Origin of the sequence: Streptomyces sp. NPDC020898 (assembly GCF_044333925.1) — a bacterium.
In the GTDB taxonomy this organism is placed as follows: domain Bacteria; phylum Actinomycetota; class Actinomycetes; order Streptomycetales; family Streptomycetaceae; genus Streptomyces.
This window is the reverse complement of the sequence record NZ_JBIRRV010000005.1, coordinates 121,669-140,450: the sequence shown is the minus strand read 5'-3', so window position 1 is coordinate 140,450 and position 18,782 is coordinate 121,669. Positions and strand designations below refer to the sequence as shown.

At 71.1% G+C, this 18,782-nt stretch carries 17 protein-coding genes; 7 read left to right on the top strand and 10 right to left on the bottom strand.

Translation table 11 applies throughout. From position 1 onward, the window contains the following. Positions 1-17: 17 nt before the first annotated feature. From ACH4TV_RS17990 to ACH4TV_RS17965, 6 genes are all read right to left on the bottom strand, one after another. Positions 18-968 (bottom strand): class F sortase, encoded by a 951-nt coding sequence (locus tag ACH4TV_RS17990; RefSeq protein WP_398399078.1) that lies wholly within the window; start codon positions 966-968, stop codon positions 18-20. Beyond that, positions 955-1,611: a hypothetical protein gene (locus tag ACH4TV_RS17985; protein ID WP_398399076.1), complete on the bottom strand. Its 657-nt coding sequence runs from the start codon at positions 1,609-1,611 to the stop codon at positions 955-957. The genes ACH4TV_RS17990 and ACH4TV_RS17985 overlap by 14 nt, the downstream gene beginning before the upstream one ends. Positions 1,612-1,725: 114 nt before the next feature. Then, positions 1,726-2,973, bottom strand: a complete 1,248-nt coding sequence (locus tag ACH4TV_RS17980) for an MFS transporter (RefSeq protein WP_398399074.1) — start codon at positions 2,971-2,973, stop codon at positions 1,726-1,728. 72 nt (positions 2,974-3,045) lie between these two features. Beyond that, positions 3,046-4,491 carry a CitMHS family transporter gene (locus ACH4TV_RS17975; protein WP_398399072.1) on the bottom strand — a complete coding sequence of 482 codons (1,446 nt, stop codon included), beginning with the start codon at positions 4,489-4,491 and terminating at the stop codon, positions 3,046-3,048. 122 nt (positions 4,492-4,613) lie between these two features. After that, on the bottom strand, positions 4,614-6,881 hold the full coding sequence (locus ACH4TV_RS17970) for a molybdopterin oxidoreductase family protein (protein ID WP_398399070.1): 2,268 nt from the start codon (positions 6,879-6,881) through the stop codon (positions 4,614-4,616). Positions 6,882-7,037: 156 nt separating this feature from the next. After that, positions 7,038-7,655, bottom strand: coding sequence for a TetR family transcriptional regulator (locus tag ACH4TV_RS17965; protein ID WP_398399068.1), 618 nt, complete (start codon positions 7,653-7,655; stop codon positions 7,038-7,040). A gap of 175 nt (positions 7,656-7,830) precedes the next feature. Between ACH4TV_RS17965 and hmgA the strand changes: the two genes are divergently transcribed. Genes hmgA through ACH4TV_RS17950 form a run of 3 tightly spaced genes read left to right on the top strand, consistent with a single transcriptional unit; the run spans position 7,831 to position 11,131 of the window. Continuing rightward, positions 7,831-9,147 carry a homogentisate 1,2-dioxygenase gene (hmgA, locus tag ACH4TV_RS17960; protein ID WP_398399066.1) on the top strand — a complete coding sequence of 439 codons (1,317 nt, stop codon included), beginning with the start codon at positions 7,831-7,833 and terminating at the stop codon, positions 9,145-9,147. Positions 9,148-9,174: 27 nt separating this feature from the next. After that, complete coding sequence (locus ACH4TV_RS17955; RefSeq protein WP_398399064.1) at positions 9,175-9,924, top strand: GntR family transcriptional regulator; 750 nt, start codon at positions 9,175-9,177, stop codon at positions 9,922-9,924. Positions 9,925-9,952: 28 nt separating this feature from the next. Beyond that, positions 9,953-11,131 (top strand): type ISP restriction/modification enzyme, encoded by a 1,179-nt coding sequence (locus ACH4TV_RS17950; protein ID WP_398399062.1) that lies wholly within the window; start codon positions 9,953-9,955, stop codon positions 11,129-11,131. A 67-nt stretch (positions 11,132-11,198) separates the two neighbouring features. Here the strand turns inward: ACH4TV_RS17950 and ACH4TV_RS17945 are convergent, their stop codons facing one another. Continuing rightward, a complete protein-coding gene (locus ACH4TV_RS17945; protein ID WP_398399060.1) occupies positions 11,199-11,912 on the bottom strand; it encodes a TetR/AcrR family transcriptional regulator in 714 nt (237 codons plus the stop codon). Positions 11,913-11,976: 64 nt separating this feature from the next. On the opposite strand from ACH4TV_RS17945, the gene ACH4TV_RS17940 reads away from it, so the two are divergent. From ACH4TV_RS17940 to ACH4TV_RS17930, 3 genes are all read left to right on the top strand, one after another. Then, positions 11,977-12,921, top strand: coding sequence for an ATP-binding cassette domain-containing protein (locus tag ACH4TV_RS17940; protein WP_398399058.1), 945 nt, complete (start codon positions 11,977-11,979; stop codon positions 12,919-12,921). A 44-nt stretch (positions 12,922-12,965) separates the two neighbouring features. Continuing rightward, positions 12,966-13,718, top strand: a complete 753-nt coding sequence (locus tag ACH4TV_RS17935) for an ABC transporter permease (protein WP_398399757.1) — start codon at positions 12,966-12,968, stop codon at positions 13,716-13,718. A gap of 242 nt (positions 13,719-13,960) precedes the next feature. After that, a complete protein-coding gene (locus tag ACH4TV_RS17930) occupies positions 13,961-15,151 on the top strand; it encodes a CaiB/BaiF CoA transferase family protein (protein WP_398399056.1) in 1,191 nt (396 codons plus the stop codon). A 51-nt stretch (positions 15,152-15,202) separates the two neighbouring features. On the opposite strand, the gene ACH4TV_RS17925 is transcribed toward ACH4TV_RS17930, so the two are convergent. From ACH4TV_RS17925 to ACH4TV_RS17915, 3 genes are all read right to left on the bottom strand, one after another. After that, entirely contained in the window at positions 15,203-15,472 is a 270-nt protein-coding gene (locus tag ACH4TV_RS17925; RefSeq protein ID WP_389357649.1) for a hypothetical protein, read from the bottom strand. Between the two features lie 126 nt (positions 15,473-15,598). Continuing rightward, positions 15,599-16,450, bottom strand: a complete 852-nt coding sequence (locus ACH4TV_RS17920) for an anti-sigma factor domain-containing protein (RefSeq protein ID WP_398399054.1) — start codon at positions 16,448-16,450, stop codon at positions 15,599-15,601. Beyond that, positions 16,447-16,989 carry a sigma-70 family RNA polymerase sigma factor gene (locus tag ACH4TV_RS17915; protein WP_398399052.1) on the bottom strand — a complete coding sequence of 181 codons (543 nt, stop codon included), beginning with the start codon at positions 16,987-16,989 and terminating at the stop codon, positions 16,447-16,449. The genes ACH4TV_RS17920 and ACH4TV_RS17915 overlap by 4 nt, the downstream gene beginning before the upstream one ends. A 229-nt stretch (positions 16,990-17,218) precedes the next feature. Here ACH4TV_RS17915 and ACH4TV_RS17910 point away from each other — a divergent pair, with 229 nt between their 5' ends. After that, a complete protein-coding gene (locus tag ACH4TV_RS17910; RefSeq protein WP_398399050.1) occupies positions 17,219-18,757 on the top strand; it encodes a DUF4331 domain-containing protein in 1,539 nt (512 codons plus the stop codon). The last annotated feature ends 25 nt before the right edge of the window (positions 18,758-18,782 follow it).

Sequence of the window (18,782 nt, the reverse complement as noted above, 5' to 3'; positions counted from 1 at the left end):
CCGCCGGACGGGCTCGCCTATCGCGTCGCCGTCAGATGGGCGTACACGACGATGTTGCCGGTGTAGCCGGTCCGCCGGTCGTAGTCGCCACCGCAGGTGATGAGCCGCAACTCGGGGCGCGCGCGGGCGCCGTACACCTCCCGGCTGGGGAAGTGCGCCTTGTCGTACGTCTTCACGGCGTCGACGGTGTAGACGGCGATACGCCCGTCCGCGCGACGCAGTTCGACCAGCCGCCCGGGCTCGATCTCGTCGAGGCCGGCGAAGACGGCGGGCCCTGAACGGGTGTCGCGATGCCCTACGACGATCACCGTGCCGTTCTCCCCCGGGGACGGTCCGCCCGCATACCAGCCGGCGAGGTTGTTGTCGTCGTCCGGGGGCGCGGGGAGCTGCCTTCGGCGGTCGAGCCGCAGATCCATGACCGGGGCCTCGATGTCGAGGTACGGGATGGTCAGGGTGGTGGGGCGGGAGCGCGGGAGGGTGGCCGGCGCTCCCGGCACCCGCGGCGTGGCCGACGCGTTCCGGTGGGCGGGCGGCGCCTGCGGTCGGCCGGGCCCTGGCCGCCCTGGTTTCCCTGGCTGGCCTGGCTTCAGCTGCCCTTTCGCCGGCTCGGTGGCCTTCGTCGGCCTGGGCGGCGCCGTTGGCTTGGACGGCTCCGGCTGCTTCCTCGCCGGCTTGGCGGGCCGGGTCGGCGCGGCCGGCTCGGCCCGCCCGGTGGGCGGCGCCGTTGCCCGCCGCCGCTGCGCCGCGCCCGCGCCGGCGCCCTCGCCGCTCCTGGTGGACGCCGTGGCCTCCGCACCGTCGGCGGCGGGGACGGGCGCTGCCGCGGGCGCGGGCGCGGACTCGTCGGCCTGGGTCCACCAGACGCCGCCCACCGCCAGCGCGACGGTCACGACGACCGTGCGGGTCAGGCGGTAGGCGCGCGTCCGGCGCCAGGGCGTGGGCCGACGTGCGTGGCTACGCCTCGCCATCGGCACGTCGGCGCGTCCGGAGATAGACCACTCCGCCGACCACGATCAGGCCCACGGCGGCCGCGCCGGCGACCGGCGAGAAGGCCTCCGCCCGGGCGACACCGCCGCCGCCCGCGGGAACCCCGCCGTGCGGCCCGCCCGGACCGCCACCGGGCCCGCCAGGACCGCCGGTCGGGGTCGGGGTCGGGGTCGGGGTCGGCGTCGCGGTCGGACTGTCGGAGCAGTCAACCCTGAACACCTTCTGCTTGGCGGCGCCCTGGCCGCCGACGATCTTCCACGTCAGCTTGTACTGGTCGTCCGGCAGCGTGAGGTCCATGGTGTGACCGGTGCCGTCGGACTCCAGCTGGATGGTGTCCTCGAGCGTGGCGCCGTTCGGATCCAGGGGCTGGGTCGCGATGGACCACTCGATGTCCTGGCCGTCCGGGAGGTCGTCGAAGTTGAACGCGGCGAGGTAGAAGTCGCAGACCTTCGGCTCGTTGCGCTGATCGTCGTAGGGCGTACCCACGTTGTGGATCTTGACGTCTCCGTTGTCGCCCGGGGCGGCGACGGCGGGGGCCCCGATGAGGGTGGTGCCCGCGAGGGTGAGGGCCGCGAGGGCGGCGGTGCGGGCGCCGGCCCGGCGTGGACGGAGCGAGGTGGTCATGCGAGTTCCTCCGAGTCAGAGTCAGGTGATTTACATACAAATCACGCTTCTCCTGACTCCCTTTCACATCTGCGTCCTCAAGGGCGGGAGCATCGCCCTACGCCCCGTCGGATATCACCCGTCCGGCCCTTTCCGGCCCGAGGGCGCCCGGGATCCGCGGTCCTCAGGAGCGGACGGCTCCGGCGTCTCCACCGGCGCCCGCGCCGCCGAACGCGCCGCGACCCCCGCCGACAGCAACAGCAGCACCCCGAGCATCACGAAGGGCGCCGCCACGCCCGTGACCCCGGCGACCAGGCCCGCCGTGGCCGGTGCCGCGACCTGGCCGAGGCGGTTGCCGGTCAGCCGCAGTGCGAGGGCGGTGGAGCGGGCGCCGGCCGGGGCTGCCTGGACGACCGTCGTCATGGACAGCGGCTGTCCGACGCCCAGGCAGAAGCCCAGCGCCGCGAGCATCAGGGCCAGCCCCCACACCGGCACCGGCAGCGCGATCCCCGCGCACAGCAGCGCCGCCAGCAGACAGGTGACGGTGAGCAGCAGGCGCCGGCCGAGCAGTCGCAGCAAGGGCGTCAGCACCAGACGGCACGCGATGGTGGCCGCCGCGCGCAGCCCGAGCAGCACGCCGATCACGGCCGGCGCGATGCCCCGGTGCTCGCCGACCACGGGAAGGTAGGCGGTGAGGATGTCGGTCGCGGACAGCACGGCGAGGCTGACGAAGATGCCCGCGGGTACGCCCCGGGTGCGCAGGATGCGGTGCACGGGGACGCGATCGCCTTGCTCCGTACGGGACTTGACGGCCGTACGGTCCTCGATGCGCCACAACGACGTGAACGAGAAGGCGGCCACCGCGCCCGCGACCAGCAGGGCGCGGGCGCTGGTGCCCGCCATGTCGTGGCCGCCGATCAGCGCGCCGGCCGCGATCGGGCCGATGAACTGGCCGAGCGAGACGCCGATGGTGAAGTGGCCGAAGTTGCGGTCCTGTTCGTGCGGGGCGGACCGCCGGGCGACCAGCGACTGGCCGCCGATGACGAAGGAGAGGTGGCCGAGGCCCATCACTCCGCTCCACGCGGCCATCGCCGCAAGGGAGTTGGCCGTGGCGCCGAGGGCGCAGCCGCCGGAGATGAGGACGGCGCCGACGGTCAGCAGGGGCGCACAGCGGCCGTGGTCGGTGCGGCGGCCCAGCGGTACGGCGGCGAAGAGCGGCAGCAGGGCGTAGGCGGCGGCGATGACGCCGATCGCCCGCTCGTCCGCGCCCAGCGCGAGGGCCCGGTAGGAGACGGCCGGCCGGGCCATCGACACCGCCCCCTGCGTGAAGCTGAAGGCGATGACGAGGCGGAGCAGCCAGCCGCGGTTCCCACCGGGCCTCATGGTCGGGTCCTTCCGGACAAGCACACGGTTCGGGTGCGGATCAGTGGATCGGCGGATCAGTGGATCACCGGCTTAGATGATGCCGAAGAGGATTCCTGCCCCGAGGATCGCCAGCGATGTCAGGATCGCCCACTTGACGACGAACTTCGTGTGGTCGCCGAACTCGACCTTCGCCATGCCGACGAGGACGTACACGGCCGGGACGAGCGGGCTGGACATGTGCAGGGGCTGGGCGATGAGGGAGGCGCGGGCGATCTCCAGGGGGGAGACACCGTGGGCCGCGCCGGCTTCGGCGAGGACCGGCAGGACGCCGAAGTAGAAGCCGTCGTTCGACATGAAGTAGGTCAGCGGGATGCTCAACAGGCCGGTCACGAAGGCCATGTGCGGGCCCATGCCGTCGGGGATGTTGTCGACGAGCCAGCGGGCCATGCTGTCGACCATGCCGGTGCCCGTGAGGACGCCCGTGAAGACGGCGGCGGCGAAGACCATGCCGGAGACGTTGAGGACGTTCTCGGCGTGGGCGCCGAGGCGGGCCTTCTGGTCGGGCATGTGCGGGAAGTTGACCGTCAGGGCCAGCGCGGCGCCGAGCAGGAACAGCACCGGGATCGGCAGCCACTCCATGATCATGGAGGTGAGAAGCGTGACCGTGAGCAGCGCGTTGAACCAGTAGAGCTTGGGGCGCAGGGTGGTGCGGTTCGGGTCGAGGACCTTCAGCATCCGGTCGTCGTCATCGTCCATGCCGTCGTCACGGATGCTCTCGGCACCCGAACCGCCGGTGGGTGCGGCCGAGTTGCCCGCACCGGATCCCCCGGCCGACTTCACGCCCGAACCGGCGCCGACGAGCACGGTCTCCGACTCCTGCTCCTGCTCCGGCTCCTCCACCAGGACCTCGTTCAGCGTGAGCACGCCGAGCCGCTTGCGCTCGCGGAGGCCGAGGACGTACGAGAGGGCGATGACGAAGAGCAGGCCGACGGCGAGCGCCGGGATCATCGGGACGAAGATGTCGCTCGCGTCCAGCTTGAGGGCGGTGGCCGCACGGGCCGTCGGGCCGCCCCAGGGCAGGGTGTTCATCACACCGTTGGCCATCGCGGCGACGCCGGTCATCACGACGAGGCTCATCTTCAGGCGCTTGTACAGGGGGTACATCGCCGAGACGGTGATCATGAAGGTGGTCGAGCCGTCGCCGTCGAGGGACACGATCGCCGCGAGGAGCGCCGTACCGACGACGATGCGCAGCGGGTCGGCCTTGGCGAACTTCAGGATGCCCCGGACGATCGGGTCGAAGAGGCCGACGTCGATCATCACACCGAAGTAGACGATCGCGAACATGAGCATCGCCGCGGTGGGGGCGAGGCTGGTGACGCCGTCGATGACGTAGTCACCGAGCTTGGCGCCCTTCCCGACGAAGACGCAGAAGAGTGCCGGGATCAGTACGAGCGCCGCGATCGGCGACATCTTCTTCATCATGATCAGGACCAGGAAGGTCGCGATCATCGTGAAGCCCAGGATGGTCAACATGAGTGGGTTACCTAACGTTCGCCCTTGAACTCCCACCGGAGTCGGCAGTGCGATGACGTTAGGTCGCCCACGCAAGTCTTAACAAGATGTTGACGTGCGAGCAATAAGCGCAAAACTCCAGGTCACAGCGTTGTCCCTGCTGGCGCGAGATCGATGGGTACACCATTCAGTACGGCATTGCCCGACAGCGGGTCCAGCAGACTGCCGTCGAGGACCTGGTTGACGTTGACTCCGGGGTTCGCGGAGGCGTGCCCGAGCCGGGTGCCGGGCCGGTCGTGTCCCCACCCGTGCGGCAGGCTCACGACCCCGCGCCGTACGACGTCGGTGATCTCCGCGGGGGCCACCACCTCTCCCCCGGCGCCCTTGATCCGTACGGGGGCGCCGTCCGCGACCCCGAGGCGGGCGGCGTCCTCGGGGTGGATGTGCAGGGTGCAGCGGTTGGTGCCGCCGGTGAGGGCGGGCACGTTGTGCATCCAGCTGTTGTTGGAGCGCAGATGACGCCGGCCGATGAGCACGATCCCGGCGGGACGCTCACGGAGGGCCTGGCGGAGGCGGGGAAGGTCGTCGGCGATGGGCTGCGGCAGCAGCTCGATCTTCCCGCTGCGCGTCTTCAGCGGCTGCGGCAGGCGCGACCGGAGCGGCCCGAGGTCGATGCCGTGCGGGTGGGCGAGCAGTTTCGCCAGGGTCAGGCCGTCCGGTCGTACGCCGAAGCCGTCGCCGTACGGGCCGAGGCGCAGCATCAGGTCGAGGCGGCGCTCGGGGCCGGTGTCGCCGGTGAGTTCCTTGGCGAGCTGCTGGGGGTCGCGGCTGTGGACCGGGGAGTGGGGTTCCTTGACGGCCTTGCCGAGGGTCTGGTCGATGACCAGGGCGTCCACGGCGGCGGGGTCGGCGCCGTGCATGCCGGTCGCGGCCAGGACCAGTCGGGCGAGGATCTCGGTCTCGGCCATCCTGCCCGCCTCCAGGGGGACGGCGGGGCGGGTGTAGCGGACCTGGTTGCGTACGGCGAGGGTGTTGAAGGCGAAGTCGTGGTGCGGGCTCTGCGAGGGCGGGGGCGGCGGCAGGACGACGTGGGCGTGGCGCGAGGTCTCGTTGAGATACGGGTCGACACTGACCATGAAGTCGAGCGAGTCCAGCGCCTTGTCGAGCCGGTTGCCGTCGGGCGCGGAGAGGACCGGGTTGGCGGCGACGGCGATGAGGGCGCGGACCGGCTCGCCCTCGGTGGTGGCGGTGTCGATCTCCTCGGCGAGTGCGGAGAGCGGCAACTCACCCTTCGCCTCCGGGTGTTGACTGACCCGCGAGTGCCAGCGGCCCAGGGCGAACCCATGACCGGGCCCGGCCGGCCGGGGTGTCCTGTCGGTCGCCGCCTGGGGGAAGAGGGCGCCGCCGGGCCGGTCGAGGTTGCCGGTGAGGATGTCGAGGATGTCGACGAGCCAGCTGGCGAGGGTGCCGTGCGGGACGGTGCAGCTGCCGATGCGGCCGTAGACGGCAGCGGTGGGCGCGGCGGCGAGTTCACGGGCGAGGGTGCGGATGGTGTCCGCGTCGACGTCGCAGGCTTCGGCGACGGCCTCGGGGGTGAAGTCCCGTACGGAGGCCGCCAGTTCGTCGACCCCTACGACATGTGGCGCCAACTCACCCAGGTCCACGAGGTGTTCGTCGAACAGGACGTGGGTCATCGCGGCGAGCAGGAGCGCATCGGTACCGGGGCGGATCGCAATGTGCCGGTCGGCGAGCTTGGCGGTGCGGGTGCGGCGCGGGTCGATGACGGTGAGCGTGCCGCCGCGCGCCTTCAGCGCCCTGAGCTTGCCGGGGAAGTCGGGTGCGGTGCACAGACTCCCGTTGGACTCAAGGGGGTTGGCGCCGATGAGCAGCAGGTGGTCGGTGTGGTCGAGGTCGGGCACGGGGATCGCGTTGGCGTCGCCGTACAGCAGCCCGCTGGAGACGTGCTTGGGCATCTGGTCGACCGTGGAGGCGGTGAAGATGCTGCGCGTACCGAGGCCGGCGAGCAGGACCGGCGGGTAGAGGCCGCCGGCCATGGTGTGCACGTTCGGATTCCCGAGGACCACGCCGACGGAGTTCGGCCCGTACCGCTCGACGACGCCCCGGATGCCCGCGGCGACGGCGTCGAAGGCTTCCGCCCACGTGGCCTCGCGCAACTCGCCGTCCCGGCGCACGAGGGGGGTGCGCAGCCGGTCGGGGTCACTGTCGACGGCCCCGAAGGAGGCGCCCTTGGGGCAGATGAACCCCTGGCTGAACACGTCGTCACGGTCACCTCGGGCGCCGGTGACCCGGCTGCCCTGGATCGTGAGGGTCAGCCCGCAGGTTGCCTCGCACAGGGGGCAGATCCGCAGGGCGGTATGCGAGTCGGTACGGGAGTCGGTGGGGCTGGACACGGGTCCTCCCGGGTGGGTGGCGGCGACGGCGACGCACGATCGCTGTCGAGCATACCGACCGGTACGGATGGCGGGGAGGGGTTGCGCACACCCACCTCGACGGGTTGCGCACGCCCACCGCCGGGCCGGGCGAGCCGGACGGGCCGGGCGGGCGCGTCAGTCCAGAACCCGCGCCAGATACGCCCGCAACAACTCCCGCATCTCCGCGATGATCCGCTCGTCCCCCTCCGGCGCGACCCGGAAGGCCAGGTGGATCAGGGTGTCGGCGGTCTCCACGGCGACCAGGAACGTGCGGCGCAGGTCGTCGTCCGGTTCGCGGCCGATGACGTCGGCGAGGAGGGTGGTGAGGGTGTCGGCGACCCGGTGGTTGGGTTCGGCGTCGCGCTTGCCGACCGGGATCTGGTTGCCGAAGTCGACGAGCGAGAACCCCGGCGCGGTCCGTTTCATGGACATGTACTCGTCGAGCACCGCGTCCATGGCCTGGCGCCAGCCGCCTCCGCTCTCCTGCCGCAGGCGCTCGGTGACACGCGCGATGTAACGCTCCAGGTTGCGCTGGGCCAGCGCGTCCACCATGGCGCGCTTGTTGCCGAAGAACCGGTATACGGAGCCTATGGGGACGCCGGCGCGAATGGCCACCGCCCGGGTGCTCAGGGCGTCGTAGCCGACCTCGTCGAGGAGGTCGGCGGAGGCGTCGAGAATTCTGGTCAGCCGTTCGGCACTGCGCCGCTGTACGGGCGCACGACGTAGCGAGGTCGCTGGGGGCACGGTCTTCATGATGCCTTTCCACGGCGATCCGGTGAACCTTGCCCCCGGTTACGGATGTGGATGCCCCTCACACTCATTCCCCACCGCTCCCCCGCCCCTCTCCCACCCTCCCCCTCTTGCGCCTGCGAAGACCGAATCCTACGGTGAAGCATAGGAATGAGAGCGAGGGAACGAGGGAGCGAACATGAGCGGGGACGCGCGGAAGATCGCCGAGGGCCTGGCCCATCTCACCGGCTTCGGCAACGAGCACAGCTCGGAGGCCGTGCCGGGAGCCCTGCCCGAGGGCCGCAACTCGCCGCAGCGCGCCCCCCTCGGTCTCTACGCCGAGCAGCTCAGCGGTACGGCGTTCACCGAGCCCCGCGCCCACAACCGCCGCTCCTGGCTGTACCGCATCCGCCCCTCGGCAGCCCATCCCCCGTTCACACGCACCGACAACGGCACGGTCGACACCGCCCCCTTCACGGAATCCGTGCCCGATCCCAACCGGCTGCGCTGGAACCCCCTGCCCGAGCCGCCGATCGGCACGGACTTCCTGGCGAGCCTGTGGACCCTCGGCGGCAACGGAGACGCCACGCAGCGCACCGGCGTGGCCGTGCACCTCTACCACGCCAACTCCTCGATGGAACGGGTGTTCAGCGACGCCGACGGGGAGCTGCTGATCGTCCCGGAGGCCGGCGGGCTGCTGCTGCGCACCGAGTTCGGGCTGCTGTACGTCGAGCCCGGCCATGTCGCCCTCGTCCCGCGGGGGGTCCGCTTCCGGGTGGAGCTGCTCGACGCCTCCGCGCGCGGATACGTGTGCGAGAACTACGGCGCCCCCTTCCAGCTCCCCGACCTCGGGCCGATCGGCGCCAACGGGCTGGCGAACGCACGGGACTTCCGGGCGCCGGTCGCGGCGTACGAGGACGTCGAGGGGCCGGTGGAGGTCGTCAACAAGTTCTGCGGCAACCTCTGGAGGGCGGTGTACGACCACTCCCCGCTCGACGTCGTCGCCTGGCACGGCAACCATGTCCCATACGCCTATGACCTGCGCCGGTTCAACGTCCTCGGCAGCATCTCGTACGACCACCCGGACCCGTCGATCTTCACCGTGCTGACGTCCCCGTCGGACACCCCCGGGCTCGCGGGCATCGACTTCGTCGTCTTCGCGCCGCGCTGGCTGGTGGGCGAGGACACGTTCCGGCCGCCGTACTTCCACCGGAACGTGATGAGCGAGTACATGGGTCTGATCGAGGGCGCGTACGACGCGAAAGCGGAAGGCTTTGTGCCCGGGGGCGGCTCGCTGCACAACATGATGTCCGCGCACGGGCCCGACCGGGACACCTTCGACCGGGCGAGCGCCGCGGAGTTGCGTCCGCAGCGGATCGACGACGGGCTGGCGTTCATGTTCGAGACACGCTGGCCGGTGACCCTGACGGCACAGGCGGCGCGGGCGGAGCATCTGCAACACGGGTACGACGACGTGTGGTCGGGCCTCCAGCGGCACTTCCGCCCGTTGCACTGAGCGTTCACGACCGGTACGGATACCTCCGTGACCTCCTTCGCGCCGGACTCGATCGTCCTGAACCGCAAACTGCCGCTCTGGTACCAGGTTTCGCAGTCCCTGCGCGCCTCGATCCTCGGCCGCTCCTCGCGGGACCCGCTCCGACTGCCCACCGAGGAGCAGTTGGCGGGGCACTACGGCGTGAGCGTGCTGACCATGCGGCAGGCACTGAAGGAGCTGGAGGACGAGGGGCTGATCAGCCGCCACCGCAGGCGCGGCACCTTCATCGAACCGGACGCCCAACGAGGCGCTCCGGTACGGCTGTTGGGCTCGGTCGACGCGATCGTGGCCCAGCAGTCCGGCATGACGACCGAGCTCCTGGACCACGGCAGCGCGCCGGTACCGGCCGAAGTCACCGAGTACTTCCCGGATCTCGTGGAGGTGGCCACGTACCACCGGCTGCGCGGCGACGAGGAGACCGGCGAACCGACCAACCACGCCCGCAACTACGTCCGTCCGGAACTGGCCGAGCGCATCGACCTGCGGGATCTGGTCCGCTGGCCGATGACGAAGGTGCTGCGGGACATCGTGGGCGCGGACATCAGCCGGATCACGGACACCGTCCAGGCCCGCCTCGCGGACCCGGAGACGTCCCGGCTGCTCCGCGTCCCGCTGCTCAGCCCGATCCTCCACTACACGGGCATCGCGTACGACGAGGCCGGCCGGGTCCTGGACGTCGCCGTCATCCACTACCGGGGCGACCGCTTCTCCTTCACGGTGACCCTCGATGCGACGTAGGGCAGGGGGCGGCGGGGGTCGTCGTACGATGCCCAGCGTGCCGTACGACGACGATGCGCCGCTGCTCGCGGACCTCATGCCGTGGTCCGTCGCACCGCCGCGGCTGGGCCGGGGGTGGCCGACGGCCCCCGACGAGGCTTCCCTGAGGGCGCGCTGGGACGCCCTGATGAAGGCCGAGGGCCCGGACCGCGAGGCCCTGTTCGAGCCGACGCGCTCCCGCACCCCGCACTCGGCGGTCGGGCAGCTGCCGGGCCGACACACCGGCACGGAGAAGCTCGCGCGCACCACGGGCCCCTGCGCGGAGCCCGTACGGGTCCTCCAGGCCCCCTTCGACGAGCAGTGGCTGATCCCGGACCACCGGCTGATCGACGCGGCCCGCCCGGAGCTGTGGCGGGTGGCGGACGAGCGGCAGGTGTTCGTCGTCGAGGCGCCGGCCGTGCCCGCGAACTCGTCCGCCGGTCCGCTGCTGCTCGCCTCCTCCGTGCTGCCGCTGATCCGGCCGGGCCGCATCCGCCCCCTGTACCGACGCCCCGGCGCCACCGAACCCAACCTGGCCCCGGGCCTGCTGGACCACCTCACCGACCGTCTCGGGCACCGCCCCGACGCGGCCGACGTCCTCGCCTGGGCCCTGGTCGCCGTACGCCCGGGACTCACCGTCCCGCTCACCGCCGACCCCGAACTCTGGTCCCGGGGCGTCGAGTTGGGCCGCCGGGTGCTGTGGCTGATGCGCCGGGACGGGGACCGCCCCAAGCTCCCCGGCGGCCGACGCCCGTACGTACGGTCCCCGTTGCCCTCCCGCCCGGTCACCGTCCACTACGACCGCGACGAGGAGACCCTCCAGGTCGACGACGGCCGCATCTCCCCGGTACCGCCCGAGGCCTGGGACTTCGAGGTGGGCGGAGTGCGGGTTCTTGAGCAGTGGTTCGCGGTGCGGGTGGGAGGTGCGGTCGACCCCGGGACCCTGGAGGCGATCCGGCCGACCACCTGGCCGCAGACGTGGACCTCCGAGCTGCTGGAACTGATCACCGTACTGGCACTACTGGCGGAACTGCGCCCACAGCGCGACGAGTTGACGGTGAAGACCCCGATCACGGCAACCGAGCTACGAAGGGCGGGCGTACTCCCGGTGCCGGACACAGCACGCCGCCCCGCATCAGTGTTGGACCACCAAGAGGAGGGCCCAGAAGGCCAGTTCACGCTGCTATGAGCGCCCTGAAGGGGCGCGGGGAACTGCGCGCTCAGCCACAACGAACCCGCACCCGGCAACGAACAGCTCACCCCCGCGGCGAAAACCCGTCCAACACCCGCAAAAGCATCCGCTCGAACACCGCCTCCAGATCAATCGGCCCCGAGTCCTCCATGAACGCCGCCGCCATCCTCGGATACGCCCCGGTAGCCACCTGCCCCCCGAGATAGGCAATCCGAACCGCACCCTCCTGCTCCTCCGACCACGGCAACGACCGCACCCTCTCAGCCGTCGCCAACTCATTGCCGACGTACGTCGTCACCAACCCGTTCAGCATCGCGATCAGCTCGAACTTCGTGCCGTACGTCCCCTCGAACGGGTCGAGGCAGGTCAGGCAGTGTTCGAGATAGCGCAGGGCGTTCGGGCTGAAGCCGTAGACCGGCGACATCAGCTTCGGCAGCCAGGGGTGCCGAAGCATCAGCGCACGCGTCTGGTGCGCGACCCGCAGCATGTCGCCCCGCCAGTCCCCCGTCGGCTCCCACAGCTCGTGCTCGCCGCCGATGGCGTCAACCATCAGCTCGTACAGGTCCTCCTTGCGGGGGACGTAGTTGTACAGCGACATCGTCCCGCAGCCCAGTTCCGCTGCGACGCGACGCATCGAGGCCCCGTCGAGCCCCTCCGCGTCCGCGATCCGCACCGCGGCAGCCGCGATGTCGGCGCGGCTGTACGCGGCCTTCGGGCCACGGCCCGCACGTTCGGGACGCGCCCAGATCACTTCGGGTACGGCGGCTCGGCCGGCCATTGATCATCACCTCGACCACCCATCGTAGTTACGTACGGCGTACGTAGTGCGCTATGGTCACCCCATGACTACTACGTACGCTGTACTTAGTGAAGGGCTGGAGAAGTCCTTCGGGAAGGTCCATGCCGTGCGCGGGCTGGACCTCGCCGTGGCCGAGGGGTCCGTGTGCGGGCTGCTGGGGCCGAACGGGGCCGGCAAGACCACGGCCGTGCGGCTGCTCACCACGCTGCTGCGACCGGACGCGGGCTCGGCACGGATCGCGGGGCACGACCTCGTGCGCGAGGCGGCTGCCGTACGGCGGCGGATCGGGGTCACCGGGCAGTACGCGTCGGTCGACGGGGACCTCACCGGCCGCGAGAACCTGCGCCTGTTCGCCCGGCTGCACCGGGTCAGGGGACCCGCGGCGCGCGCGGACGAGCTGCTCGGCCGGTTCGGGCTGGCCGAGGCCGCCGACCGGCCCGCGTCCACCTACTCGGGCGGGATGCGCCGCCGCCTCGACCTCGCGGCGAGCCTGGTCGAGCGGCCCGAGGTGCTCTTCCTGGACGAGCCCACGACGGGGCTCGACCCTGCGGCCCGCAACCAGATCTGGGCGGCCGTACGCGGGCTGCGGGACGAGGGGACGACCGTGCTGCTGACCACGCAGTACCTGGAGGAGGCCGACCAACTCGCCGACGAGATCGCCCTCGTGGAGCGCGGCCGGGTCGCCCACACCGGCAGCCCCGCCCAACTCAAGGCGCTCATCGGCTCCTACGCCGAGGTCGTGGTCGCCGATGCCGACGCGCTCGTCGGCGCGGCCGGGGTCCTCGACCAACTCACGGGCTCGGAACCGGCGTTGGACCGGGACCGGCTCACCGTCGGCGCGGTCACCACCGACCCGACGGTCACCCTCCCCCGTCTGGTGCGCGAACTCGACGCCGCAGGCGTGGCGTTGCTCGACGCGAGCCTGCGCCCGCCGACCCTCGACGACGTCTTCCTCCGGCTGACGGAGCGTAAGGAGCTTGCCGCGTGAGCACGTTGACCTCCGGTACCTCTCTGGCGTACGACGGCACGGCCATGCTGGGCCGGCATCTGCGGCGGCTGCGGCACAACCCGGGGCTGCTGATCCTCACCCAGTCGATGCCGATCACGATGCTGCTGTTCTTCGGCTACGTCTTCGGCAGCGCCCTCGCGATGCCGGGCGACGACTACCGCGCCTTCCTCGTACCGGGGTTGCTGGTGGCGACCGCCGCCAACGGGATCATGACGGGGATGTTCCAGGCGGCCCAGGACACCCATCGGGGCGTGACCGACCGCTTCCGTACGCTGCCGGTCAGCCGGGCGGCCGTACCGCTGGGGCAGGCCTTCGCGGACCTCGTGGTCACCGCCGCCGGGGCCGTGCCCCTGCTCCTGGTGGGACTCGCCGTCGGATGGCGGATCGAGGGGTCCGCGCTTCAAGCAGTGGGCGCGGTGGGGCTGTTGCTGCTGTTCCGGTTCGCCATGACGTGGATCGGGATCTACCTCGGGCTGCTGTCCCGGAGCGAGGAGGCGGCCGGGCAGTTGGGCGGCGCGACGTTCATCCTGCCGCTGCTGTCGAACGCGTACATCCCGACGGACAATCTGCCGGGGTGGCTGCGGGCGCTGGCCGAGTGGAACCCGATCAGCGCGGTGACGACGGCTCTGCGGGACCTGTTCGGCAACGCGCCGGTGCCGGTGGAGGGCGCGTGGCCGGTCACCCATCCCGTCGCCGGGTCGCTGGCGTGGTGCGCGGTACTGCTGGCTGTGTTCCTGCCGCTGGCCGTCCGGCGGTACGCGGAGGGCGAGGGGTGAGGCGCCGTCGAGTTCTTCGCCCCCGCCGCCCCTACCCGTCCCATCCTCGGGGGCGCTGCCCCCGAACCCCCGTATCGCGCTGAACGCGCTCGTCCTCAAACGCCGGACGGGCTGGGTATGTCAGCCCGTCCGGCGTTTGAGGACAAGGCCCGTTCAGGGCCGTAGCGGGGTCTGGGGGCGGCAGCCCCCAGGGATGGGACGGGTAGGGGCGGCGGGGGCGAAAACCCGGCATGATCGCTCGCATGGATCCGCTCCCCCTCGACGGCCTCACCGTCGTCGCCCTCGAACAAGCCGTCGCCGCGCCCTTCGCGACCCGTCAGCTCGCGGATCTCGGCGCCCGGGTCATCAAGGTCGAGCGGGTCGACGGCGGCGACTTCGCGCGCGGGTACGACACCGCCGCGCACGGTCTCGCCTCGCACTTCGTGTGGTGCAACCGGGGGAAGGAGTCCCTCGCGCTCGATGTGAAGGATCCTCGCGGGCTCGCCGTCGTACGGCGGCTCCTCGCCGACGCGGACGTGTTCGTGCAGAACCTCGCCCAGGGCGCCGCCGCCCGGCTCGGCCTCGACGCGGCCACCCTGTGCGCCGCGCACCCGCGACTGGTCGCCGTGGACATCTCGGGGTACGGGGCGACGGGACCGTACGCCGGCAAGCGGGCGTACGACATGCTCGTGCAGTGCGAGGCGGGGCTGGTGTCGGTGACCGGGACCCCGGAGCAGCCGGTGAAGGCGGGGATTCCGGCCGCGGACATCGCGGCCGGCATGTACGCGTTCTCGGGGGTGCTGGCGGCGCTGGTCCGGCGGGGCGTGACCGGGCGGGGCGGGCCGGTGGAGGTGTCGATGCTGGACGCGCTCGCCGAGTGGATGGGGCACCCGCTCCATCACGCGATGCACGACGGCACGCCCCCGGCCCGTACAGGGCTCGCGCACGCCGTCATCGCCCCGTACGACGCCTACGCGACGGCGGACGGCGGGCGGGTGCTGCTGTCGGTGCAGAACGACCGTGAGTGGCGGCGGCTGGCCGAACAGGTGCTGGGGCGGCCGGAGTTGGGGGTCGATCCGGCGTATGCGACGAACGCGGCGCGGGTCGCCAACCGGGAGCGGACCGATGCGCATGTGGGCGCGGCACTCGGCGCCCTGGAGGCCGACGAGGCCGTGGCGCGGCTGGAGGCCGCCGGGATCGCCTGCGCGCGGCTGAGGGACGTACAGGAGGTGGCGGAGCATCCACAGCTGGCGGCCCGGGACCGGTGGCGGGAAGTGGGGTCACCGGTGGGGCCGTTGCGTGCGCTGTTGCCCCCGATCACGCTGCCGGGCGGGAACGAGGCGCCGATGGGTGCTGTGCCCGCGCTCGGGGAGCACACCGAGGCGCTGCTGCGTGCCGTGGGGATGACGGGCGAGGAGATCGCAGCACTGCGCCGGGACGGTGTGGCCGCCTGAGCGCGGGCGTGGAACCTGGGACCGAACGGCGCGAGAACGCCGTACGGTCGCTCAGCGCCCGCCGAACAGGGTCCGGCTCAGTCGGCGCAGCGGGGCGAAGAGCGAGAGACGGCTCACGCGGGTGCCCAGGTCGCTGCGCTGCTTCACGGTGTCCCGTGAGGTGAGCTCACGCATCAGCGAGGTCGCCTCCGCCGTCTCACGCTGTGGGACCGCGGGTCCCGACAGCACTGAGAGATGGCGGTCGAGGCGCGCCTTGGTCGCACTGCTCCCGCACGTGATCGCAGGGACACGTGCCCTGCTGTGCATCGTTATCTGTTCCATGTCACTCCCCACCCGTACGAGTCCACCCGGCCCGGGCAGGTTAACCCTATCGCCCCCTCGGGGCACGCGTGTATCGCGGTCACAGGATTCACCTTCCCCACAAGGGTGTTGACGACTCCTCGATGATTACTCTCCGAATCCAACCGATTCCAGGGCGAGTTGGACAACTGGCGCACTGGTGGGCTGCTCTGATCCTCCGTCGGGTTCGACGGTCACTGCGAGTGATGTGGCCGACTTGTCGAGACCGGTCGCGACCAAGGGCGTGTCGCCCTTGAAGAGTCCCAGGGAGCGCGGTTGCACATCAGGGCGCATGAGCCACAGTTGGCGCACGCGGTCGCTCGGCAGCTCCTCGTACCCACTGAGGGTCACTACCGCCCGCCCCTCGGACGCGGAGGCGATGGCGGTGATGCCCTGCCCCTGCGCGTCCCGGCCGGCGGTCGCCCGCGCGTCGGGGGCTGACAGAACGTCGGCAATCTCACGTGCCTGGGCCTGCGCGGTGTCCAGCTTGTCCTGGGTCTGCGTGTTCTGTACGGCGAACAGCGCGGCGACGACCAGGGCGGCTGCCGCCGTGACCGTGGCGAACGGGGCGAACAGGGGGCGCAGCCGGGGCGCACGGCGCACCGGCGGTGGCGGCTCGGTGCCCCACACATGCGCCGGCAACTGATGGCTCCGCTTGCGGGGCACGTCGGCGGAGCGCCCGGGAGCGTGCGCCGGGGAGTGTCCCGGGGACTCCTGCGGGGTGGCGCGTACGGCGGACAGGACGCGGTCGCGCATGGCGAACGGCGGCGGCGCGGCCGTGGACCAGGCCAGTCGGACCGTGTCCTGGGACAGCAGCCGCACCTCGGCGGTGCAGGAGTCGCAGCGGTCCAGGTGCTTCTCGAAGCGGCGCCGCTCGTCGGGATCGAGGGCGTCGAGGGCGTAGGGGGCGGCGAGGGAGTGGAGATCCTCGCGGCGGAACAGTCTGCCGAGCACGCTCATGCGACACCTCCCAGGCATTCGCGCAGCCGGGTCAGTCCGTCGCGCATCCTTGTCTTCACCGTGCCCAGTGGGAGCGAGAGCCGCTCCGCCACTTCACGGTACGTGTAGCCCTCGTAGTAGGCGAGGGTGACGGACTGGCGCTGGAGGGTGGTGAGCCGGTCCAGGCAGCGGCGCACCCACTCGCGCTCCATGCCGGCCTCGACCTCCTCGGCGACGTGGTCGAAGGCGGGGCGGTGGGAGCGCTGGGCCTCACGCTGCTCGCGCTCACCGGCCGCGCGGGCGCTGCGCACCCGGTCGACGGCCCGGCGGTGCGCGAGCGTGAGTATCCAGGCCAGGGCGCTGCCCTTCCTGGGGTCGAACCGGGGTGAGGAACGCCAGAGTTCGAGGAGGACCTCCTGGGACACCTCCTCCGACTGCGCCGGGTCCCGCACCACGCGCCGCACCAATCCGAACACCGGCCCGGACACGATCCCGTACAGCTCCTCGAAAGCCTTCTGGTCGCCCCCTGCCACGAGTACCAGAAGCTCGTCCGCTCCCACCCGCGTCCCCTCTCTATGGCCGCACACGGCCCCTCCCCGCTCCATCACGCTTGTCACCGTCACCTTAGGCATTCGAAGCCGACACGACTCCGGATGGGTACGGATCAACGGACGTTGAAACGCGGGTGGTCCGGCTTCCGAAAAAAGTTTTGAGATTCGACCAATCCGCATCCCCGGCGGCTCCGAATCCCCGTTCGTCAGGCAAGTTGGCACGTTGAGGACGGACGGCATGACGACACCTATCTCCAAGGGCGGCGCGGGGCGCAGGAGCCTCGCGACCCTCATTTGTGGTGCGCTGGCCGCCGGGGGGCTCGCAGCCGCCGGCGTCACCGCGCTTCTGCCGGGGGCGGCCGCCGCCTCCAGTCACCGGGAAGCGCCGCTCATCTCGGGGACACCGCAGTACGACAACACGGACGTGTACGCGTTCGTGAGCCCGGACAAGCCCGACACGACCACGATCATCGCGAACTGGATCCCGTTCGAGGAGCCGGCCGGCGGCCCGAACTTCTTCCAGTTCGCCGAGGACGCCCAGTACGACATCCACATCGACAACAACGGTGACGCGCAGGGCGAGATCCTGTTCCGCTACACCTTCAAGACGCATGTGAAGAACGACAGGACGTTCCTGTACAACACCGGCGCGGTGGAGAGTCTGGACGACCCGGACCTCAACATCACGCAGACATACGACATCGAGATGATCAAGCTCAAGAACCAGTACGTCGAGTCGAAGACGAAGATCGCCGACGATGTGCCGGTCGCCCCGTCCAACGTCGGCAAGGCGTCGATGCCGGACTACAAGAAGCTGCGCGACCAGGCCATCCACAAGCTGACGAACGGTTCGACGACGTTCGCGGGCCAGGCCGACGACCCGTTCTTCCTCGACCTGCGCGTCTTCGACCTGCTGTACGGCGGGAACCTCTCCGAGGTCGGCAACGACACGCTCAAGGGCTACAACGTCAACTCGATCGCGCTCCAGGTGCCGACGCACATGATCGTGGAGTCGGAGAAGCAGCCGATCGTCGGTCTCTGGTCGACGACCCAGCGCAAGAACGCCAGTGGCCACTTCGCGCAGGTCTCGCGTCTGGGCATGCCGCTCGTCAACGAGGTCGTCAACCCGATCGGCGACAAGGACAAGTTCAACGCGTCCTCGCCGTGGGAGGACGCCCAGTTCCTGAAGAACGTCACCAACCCCGAGCTGCCGAAGCTCATCGAGGCGATCTACAAGATCCCGGCGCCCGACGAGCCGCGCAACGACCTGGTGGACGTCTTCCTCAAGGGTGTCGAGGGCCTCAACCAGCCGCCGCACGTCACTCCGGCCGAGGAACTGCGCCTCAACACCTCGATCGCGCCGGCCAAGGAGCCCAAGCGCCTCGGTGTGCTGGACGGCGACACCGCCGGCTTCCCGAACGGCCGCCGTCTGACGGACGACGTGCTCGACGCCGCGCTCCAGGTGGTCGAGGGTGAACTGCTCGGCGCGAAGAACGACCTGGGCGACGCGGTCGACGAGAACGACAAGAAGTTCGAGACCTACTTCCCGTACGTCGCGCTGCCGACCGAGGGTTCGCGCGGTCCGCTCGCCAAGGGCACCGACGGCAGCAACGACGTCCGCAGCCAGCTCGGCGACGCGCTCCAGCCCGCCGGCACCGAGGGTGGCACCGACACCATGCTGATCGCCGGTTCGGCGGCGGCCGGTGCGGCCGGGTTCCTGCTGATCGCCTCCGGCCTGGTCTGGTGGCGCCGGAACATGCGGCACCGGGCGTACTGACGCTCACGCTCCCACCCGACTGGCG

Bases quoted from the DNA above. Each gene is read 5' to 3' on its own strand.
- ACH4TV_RS17945 (WP_398399060.1), bottom strand. From the start codon at position 11,912: ATGGCCGGCCGAGCCGCCGTACCCGAAGTGATCTGGGCGCGTCCCGAA.
- ACH4TV_RS17920 (WP_398399054.1), bottom strand. From the start codon at position 16,450: ATGAGCGTGCTCGGCAGACTGTTCCGCCGCGAGGATCTCCACTCCCTC.
- ACH4TV_RS17985 (WP_398399076.1), bottom strand. From the start codon at position 1,611: ATGACCACCTCGCTCCGTCCACGCCGGGCCGGCGCCCGCACCGCCGCC.
- ACH4TV_RS17910 (WP_398399050.1), top strand. From the start codon at position 17,219: ATGACGACACCTATCTCCAAGGGCGGCGCGGGGCGCAGGAGCCTCGCG.
- ACH4TV_RS17935 (WP_398399757.1), top strand. From the start codon at position 12,966: ATGCTGGGCCGGCATCTGCGGCGGCTGCGGCACAACCCGGGGCTGCTG.
- ACH4TV_RS17940 (WP_398399058.1), top strand. From the start codon at position 11,977: ATGACTACTACGTACGCTGTACTTAGTGAAGGGCTGGAGAAGTCCTTC.
- ACH4TV_RS17975 (WP_398399072.1), bottom strand. From the start codon at position 4,491: ATGTTGACCATCCTGGGCTTCACGATGATCGCGACCTTCCTGGTCCTG.
- ACH4TV_RS17925 (WP_389357649.1), bottom strand. From the start codon at position 15,472: ATGGAACAGATAACGATGCACAGCAGGGCACGTGTCCCTGCGATCACG.
- hmgA (WP_398399066.1), top strand. From the start codon at position 7,831: ATGAGCGGGGACGCGCGGAAGATCGCCGAGGGCCTGGCCCATCTCACC.
- ACH4TV_RS17930 (WP_398399056.1), top strand. From the start codon at position 13,961: ATGGATCCGCTCCCCCTCGACGGCCTCACCGTCGTCGCCCTCGAACAA.
- ACH4TV_RS17965 (WP_398399068.1), bottom strand. From the start codon at position 7,655: ATGAAGACCGTGCCCCCAGCGACCTCGCTACGTCGTGCGCCCGTACAG.
- ACH4TV_RS17990 (WP_398399078.1), bottom strand. From the start codon at position 968: ATGGCGAGGCGTAGCCACGCACGTCGGCCCACGCCCTGGCGCCGGACG.
- ACH4TV_RS17980 (WP_398399074.1), bottom strand. From the start codon at position 2,973: ATGAGGCCCGGTGGGAACCGCGGCTGGCTGCTCCGCCTCGTCATCGCC.
- ACH4TV_RS17950 (WP_398399062.1), top strand. From the start codon at position 9,953: ATGCCCAGCGTGCCGTACGACGACGATGCGCCGCTGCTCGCGGACCTC.